Source organism: Actinomadura darangshiensis, assembly GCF_004349235.1.
In the GTDB taxonomy this organism is placed as follows: Bacteria; Actinomycetota; Actinomycetes; order Streptosporangiales; family Streptosporangiaceae; genus Spirillospora; species Spirillospora darangshiensis.
This window is the reverse complement of record NZ_SMKY01000419.1, coordinates 1-6,135: the sequence shown is the minus strand read 5'-3', so window position 1 is coordinate 6,135 and position 6,135 is coordinate 1. Positions and strand designations below refer to the sequence as shown.

Sequence of the window (6,135 nt, the reverse complement as noted above, 5' to 3'; positions counted from 1 at the left end):
GCGCCCGGCACACCGCCCCGCCGTACCGGCTGGGCCGCTGCGGCAGCAGCTCCTCCGCCAGGTCCAGCAGCGCCAGCGTCCGCCGCCGGCCCAGCTCGAAGATCGCCGCGATGGACCCCTCGCCCCGCCGCCGCGCGAGGTCCAGCAGCTCGGCCTCGCTCTGCCCGTCCCGCCCCGGGGCCGTGACCACCGCCCGGCGCGCCGCCCGTCCCGCCTCCCGCTGCCGCGCCAGCGCCGCCGCCACCCGCGGCTGCCGCGCCGCCCACGCCTCGATCACCGGATTGAACCGGCCGGGCACCAGCAGCGCCAGGTCCGCGTCGTCGCACCGCGCGGCGACCAGCTCGTCCAAACCGACGGTCAGCGATGGATCCGAAAGGTCGATGAGCTCGGCGACCGCGTCGAACCACTGCGCGCCCTCCTCGGCGTACCGGCGCAGCGGCACGGCCGCCTCCCGCCGGCTCAGCCGCACCAGGTCGGCCAGCACGCCCAGCGCCAGGTCCACCCGCCACTCGTCCGGATCCGTATGGTCGGACGGGTCGAAAAGATGCTCCGCCACCGGACCCGCCGGCAGCTCGAGATCGACCATCAACCGGGCGTAGTACAGCCGCCGCGACTCGCATTGGCGGTCCCACCGCGGATCACGCCGGATGCAGGCGTACACGTACTCGCCCGCACCGGGCCTGTCCGCCGCGCGCCGCGCGGCCCTCCCGAGCCCCCGCTGCATCTGACCGTGCAGCGTGCCCGCCGATTCCAACACGACCTCGTTGCTCACCCCAGCAGAATGCGCACTGGACCAGATAACGGGCAAGTGCTTTACCCCAGGTAGTCATGTCTTCATAGGGTGCGCTGGGCGGTCCAGGAGGCGTGCAGGTCCGCGTAGACGCCGGGTTCGGCGACCAGGGCGGCGTGCGGGCCGCGCTGGACGACGCGGCCGGCCTCGAACACGATCACCTCGTCGGCGGCCTCGGCGGTGGAGAGGCGGTGGGCGATGGAGATCGCGGTGCGGCCGCGGGTCACGCCGTCCAGGGCGCGCTGGATCCGGACCTCGGTGGCCGGGTCGACGGCCGAGGTGGCCTCGTCCAGGACGAGGAGGTCCGGGTCGGCGATGTAGGCGCGGGCCAGCGCGACGAGCTGGCGCTCGCCCGCCGACAGCGACTCGCCCCGCTGGCCGACGGGCGTCGCGAGGCCCTGGGGGAGGCCGTCGAGCCAGTCGGCGAGGCCCAGCTCGGTCAGCGCGAGGACGAGGTCCTCGTCGGACGCGTCCGGGCGGCCGTAGCGGATGTTGTCGGCCAGCGAGGCGTCGAAGAGGAAGCCGTCCTGCGGCACCATGACGATCCGCTCGCGCAGGGAGGAGAAGCGGACGCGGTCGAGGGGGACGCCGTCGACGAGGACCCGGCCGGAAGCGGGGTCCATCAGCCGGGTGAGGAGCTTGGCGAACGTGGTCTTGCCCGAGCCCGTCTGCCCGACGATCGCGACGCGGCTGCGCGGCGCGATGCCGGCGTTCACGTCGTGCAGGACGGGCGGGCCGCCCGGGTAGGCGAACCCCACGGACTCGAACCGCACCTCGATCGGGCCGCGCGGCAGCGTCTCGCCCGCGTCGCCGGGGTCGGCGACGTCCGGGACGGTGTCCAGCACGCCGAGGACCCGCCGCCACCCGGCGATCGCGTTCTGCGCCTGGTTGAAGACCTCGGTGGCGGTCTGCATCGGGCTGACGAACAGCGTGACGAGGAACAGGAACGCGACGAGCCGCCCGGCCGACAGCTCGCCGGCGATGCCGAGCAGCGTCCCGGCGATGACGACGGCGCCGGTGGCCAGGGCGGCGACCAGCTCGCTGACGGGGAAGGTGAGCGCGACCATGGCCTGGGCGCGGGTCTGCGCGACGCGGTGGGCCTCCACGGTCTCGTCCACCCGCCGGCCGGTCCGCTCCTCCGCGGCGTGCGCGCGGATGACCGGGGCGCCGACGACCGACTCGCTGACCGCGGCCAGCAGGTCGCCCATCCGCTCCCGCACCAGCATGTACGCCTTCGACAGGATCGACTGGAAGCGGCGCAGCGCGAAGGCGAGGGGCAGGAACGCCGCCCACACCAGCAGCGCCAGCTGCCACGAGTAGACGACCATCAGCAGGCTCGCCACGAGCAGCTGCCCCATCGACACGATGAACATCAGCCCGCCCGACTGCATGAACTGGCTGATCTGGTCGACGTCGCCCGTCACCCGCGACACCAGCGCGCCGCGCCGCTCGCCGCTCTGCGTGAGCATCGACAGGTCGTGGACGTGCCGGAACGCCTTCACCCGCAGCGCGGCCAGGCCGCCCTCGGACGTCCGGTACAGCCGCACGTTCATCAGGTACGCGCACACGGCCGTCACGAGGACGGCCCCCGCGCACAGCAGCACCGCCGTCCGGATGAACGCGATGTCGGGGCCGTCCGTCCCGCTCAGGCCCTTGTCGATCGTCTGCTGGACGGCGATGGGCACCACCACGCGCCCGGCCGTCGACACCAGCGCGAGCAGCAGCGTCCCGGCCAGGCCGGCGCGGAACTCGGGGCTCAGCCGCAGCCCGCGCCGCAGCGTGCTGACCGCGCCCTCGTCGGCGGTGTCGCTCAGCCCGGCCGTTTCCGTCACCGTCGTCATGTCAGGGCCCCCTCGCCGCCTTCGACCGCTTCCTGCTCGGCCATCTCTTCGGCCTCCTGTTCAGCCTCGGCGCGCTCGTAGGCGTTGACGAGGTTGCGGTAGCCCTCCGAGCCGTCCAGCAGCTCGGCGTGGGTGCCGCGCGCGGTGACGCGGCCGTGCTCCAGGTAGACGACCTCGTCGGCCAGCGCGATCGTGGCCTTGCGGTAGGCGACGACCACGACGGTCCCGCCTTCGGCGCCGCCGGTCTGCGCCTCCCGGAGGCCCTCCAGGATGCGCGCCTCCACCTGCGGATCGACGCTGGACGTCGCGTCGTCCAGGACGAGGAGCCGGGGCCGCCGCACCAGTGCCCGCGCGAGCGCGAGCCGCTGGCGCTGGCCCCCGGACAGCGTCGCCCCGCGCTCGCCCACCAGCGCGTCGAGCCCATCGGCGAACGCCGCGACGAACCCCTCTGCCTGGGCGAGGCGGAGCGCCTCCCAGACCCGCTCGTCCGGTACGTCGAGGCCGAGCGCCACGTTGCCGCGCACGGTGTCGTCGAACAGGAACGTCTGCTGCGGGACGAGCGCCGCCGTCGCCGCGACACCGCCGCGCGCCACGTCCCGCAGGTCGACGCCGTCCAGCAGGACGGACCCGTCCGCCGGGTCGACCAGCCGGACGAGCAGCGAGGTCAGCGTCGACTTGCCGGAGCCGGTCGGCCCGACGATCGCGATCGTCCGGCCGGGGGACGCGGCGAACGACACGTCGTGCAGGACGCGCCGCCCGGCGCCGTCGCCCGCCGCCTCGTAGGCGAACCTGACCTCGCGGACCTCCAGCTCGGCCGGCTTCCCGGACCCGTCCAGCGAGCCGTCCCCGTACGGGAGGGACCCGGTCGCGTCCAGGACGACCCGGACCCGGTCCCACCCGACGACGCTGCGCGGCACCTCGCCCAGCACCCAGCCCAGCGCGCGGATCGGCCACGACAGCAGCGTGAACAGGTAGGCGACGTTGACCAGGTCGCCCGCCGACATCGCGCCCGACTCCAGCCGCACCGACCCGATCAGCAGGACGGCGAGCACGCCGAGGTTCGGCAGCGCCTCCAGCACCGGGTCGAACAGCCCGCGGATGCGGCCGACCGCGATGTTGGCGTCCCGCAGCTCGTTCGCCCGCTCCTCGAACCGCCGCGTCTCCGCCGCCTCCCGGCCGAGGGTCTTGACCACCAGGCCGCCCTCGAAGCTCTCGTGCGCGACCTCGCTGACCTCCGCGCGCAGCTGCTGCGCGCGGGTCGCGACGGGGGACAGCCGCCGCTGGTAGACGACGTTGATCAGGGCGACGGCGGGGAAGACCAGGAAGCCGACCCCGGCGACGACGACGTCGGTGACCAGGATCGACACGGCCGCGATCAGCAGCATGAACACCACGCCGACCGCCATCGGCAGCGGCGCGATCGGCGCCCACACCGCCTCCACGTCGGCGTTGGCGTTCGACAGCAGCTGACCGGTCGGATGCCGGTGGTGCCACGCGAGCGGCAGGCGCAGGTACTGGCGGGTCACCGACCGGCGGTAGGACGCCTGCAACCGGTACTGCATGAGCCCCGCGTAGAACCGGCGGCCGGCGACGCCGAGCGCCTTGAGCAGCGCCACCGCCATGATGAGGGCGGCGGCCCCGGCGAGGACCCCGGCCGTCGTGTCCCCGGACTCGAACGCCGGCAGCACGACGTGCCCGGTCGCCCAGCCCAGCACCTGCGCGGTCGCCACCGTCATCGCCGCGTACAGGGCGCTGGCGAGCACCGACGCCGTGAAGACCCGCGGCTCGGCCTTCACCGCCACCCACAGCACGCCCATCCCCTCCCGCAGGATGTGCGGGCTGACGCGTCTGGAAGCAGGTGGCACGGCTACTCCTCGTTCACGGCGGCGCCCGGGACAGGGCCCCCTGCGACCGGGGCGGGGGGATTGCGGGCCTCGATATGCCTACCATCCGGTCAGGGCGCTTATTCCCGGCCGCCGGGCGGCGGCCTACGATCATGTGATGAGCACGCCCGAGGACGTCCCCGTCCCGCCGGTCCGCCGGGAACGGCTGCTGCTGGCCGGCGCGCTGGCCGAGGCCGGGCCGGATGCGGCCACCGAATGCGCGGGCTGGACCGCGCGGGACCTGTCCGCCCACCTGGTCGTCCGGGAGGGGCGCCCGGACGCCGCGCCCGGAATTGTGCTGTCCCCGCTGTCCTTCTACACCGAGCGCGTGCGCCGGCGGACGGCGCGGACCGTGCCGTTCGACACGCTGGTGGAACGGTTTCGCCAGGGGCCGCCGAAGTTCTCGCCCTACGCGGTTCCGGGAGTCGACAAAATCGCGAACGGTGTCGAGTTCTTTGTTCACCATGAGGACGTCCGGCGTGCACGCCCGGACTGGGAACCCCGGGACATCTCGCCGGAACTCGGGGAACTTCTCTGGCGCCGGATAAAAATTGCCCGCTTTGTCCTAAGAAAGGTTCATGTCGAGGTAACACTGGTCCAGCCGGACGGCCGCAGTGCCCGCGTGTCCGGCGGCGGCCGCGGCTCCCGCGGATCCGTCCGGGTGCACGGGCCGGTGGGTGAACTCGTCCTGTGGGCACTGGGCCGCGGGGACGTCGCCGACGTCCGCCTCACCGGCGCCACGGACGCTGTCAAGACCCTGACCGAGAGCGGTTGGAGTCTTTAACGGGCAGGTAACGGCATGGTTCGCCGAGAGGAGAATCGCAAGCGTTGCGGCTCCTCCGCTTTACGCGGAAGCGGTGATACGGTGGTCCGGTCGGTTGCAGTCGTGGTTCTCGATCGTGCAGACGCCCGCGGACTGATGGCAGCGGGCGTTTTGGCTTTTCCGGGACCGTACCGGGAGGCGAGGGCGTTCCGCAGCGACCGCACGGGCCCGCGAGGTGTGGGCCCAGGTTTTGCCGCAAGGAGAAAGACATGCCCCAGCAGGGCACCGTGAAGTGGTTCAACGCCGAAAAGGGCTTCGGTTTCATCGCCGTGGACGGCGGCGGGCCGGACGTGTTCGTGCACTACTCGGCCATCCAGTCCTCCGGATACCGCACGCTGGACGAGAACCAGCGCGTCCAGTTCGAGGTGACGCAGGGTAACCGGGGACCGCAGGCCGACCAGGTCGTCCCCCTGTAACACCCGCAGTCGTACGGCAAGGCCCACCTTCCACCGCCAGGAAGGTGGGCCTTGTTCATTTGCAGTGCTGTGGCCTCGGGCGCCTGGGGCGCCCGAGGCCACAGCACTGCGGTGCGATCGCTGCATCGCATCCGACTCGCCTGGCGGCTCGCTGCGCGATCAGTTTCTCGCAGGCTCGAAACTGCCTTCGGACGCGATCGCGATAGTCGGCGTTGTTGGGGGCTGGGGTCGGTGGCCGGGGTCGCTGCAATAAACTTCGCGTCATGTCTGTACGAGCGTCCGATTCGTTTGGTGAACGCCTCGGGTTCGCCTCATGACGCCGGGGCGTGAGCGGGGGGTGGCGGCGTTGCTGTGCGCCGCGGGGGCCGGGCTTGTGCTGCTC

Annotated in this window: 4 protein-coding genes and 1 pseudogene; 2 read left to right on the top strand and 3 right to left on the bottom strand. The window is 72.8% G+C overall.

Annotated features, from left to right (window positions below):
- The 3 genes and pseudogenes from E1293_RS48235 to E1293_RS43310 all read right to left on the bottom strand — a co-directional run.
- Positions 1–772 (bottom strand): annotated as a pseudogene (locus E1293_RS48235) (hypothetical protein); the annotation flags it as partial.
- Between the two features lie 62 nt (positions 773–834).
- Entirely contained in the window at positions 835–2,631 is a 1,797-nt protein-coding gene (locus E1293_RS43315) for an ABC transporter ATP-binding protein (RefSeq protein WP_132205388.1), read from the bottom strand.
- Positions 2,628–4,448: an ABC transporter ATP-binding protein gene (locus E1293_RS43310; RefSeq protein WP_132205390.1), complete on the bottom strand. Its 1,821-nt coding sequence runs from the start codon at positions 4,446–4,448 to the stop codon at positions 2,628–2,630. The genes E1293_RS43315 and E1293_RS43310 overlap by 4 nt, the downstream gene beginning before the upstream one ends.
- 184 nt (positions 4,449–4,632) lie before the next feature.
- Here E1293_RS43310 and E1293_RS43305 point away from each other — a divergent pair, with 184 nt between their 5' ends.
- A complete protein-coding gene (locus E1293_RS43305; RefSeq protein ID WP_132205386.1) occupies positions 4,633–5,298 on the top strand; it encodes a TIGR03085 family metal-binding protein in 666 nt (221 codons plus the stop codon).
- Positions 5,299–5,546: 248 nt separating this feature from the next.
- Complete coding sequence (locus E1293_RS43300) at positions 5,547–5,753, top strand: cold-shock protein (protein WP_018657218.1); 207 nt, start codon at positions 5,547–5,549, stop codon at positions 5,751–5,753.
- Positions 5,754–6,135: the final 382 nt, after the last annotated feature.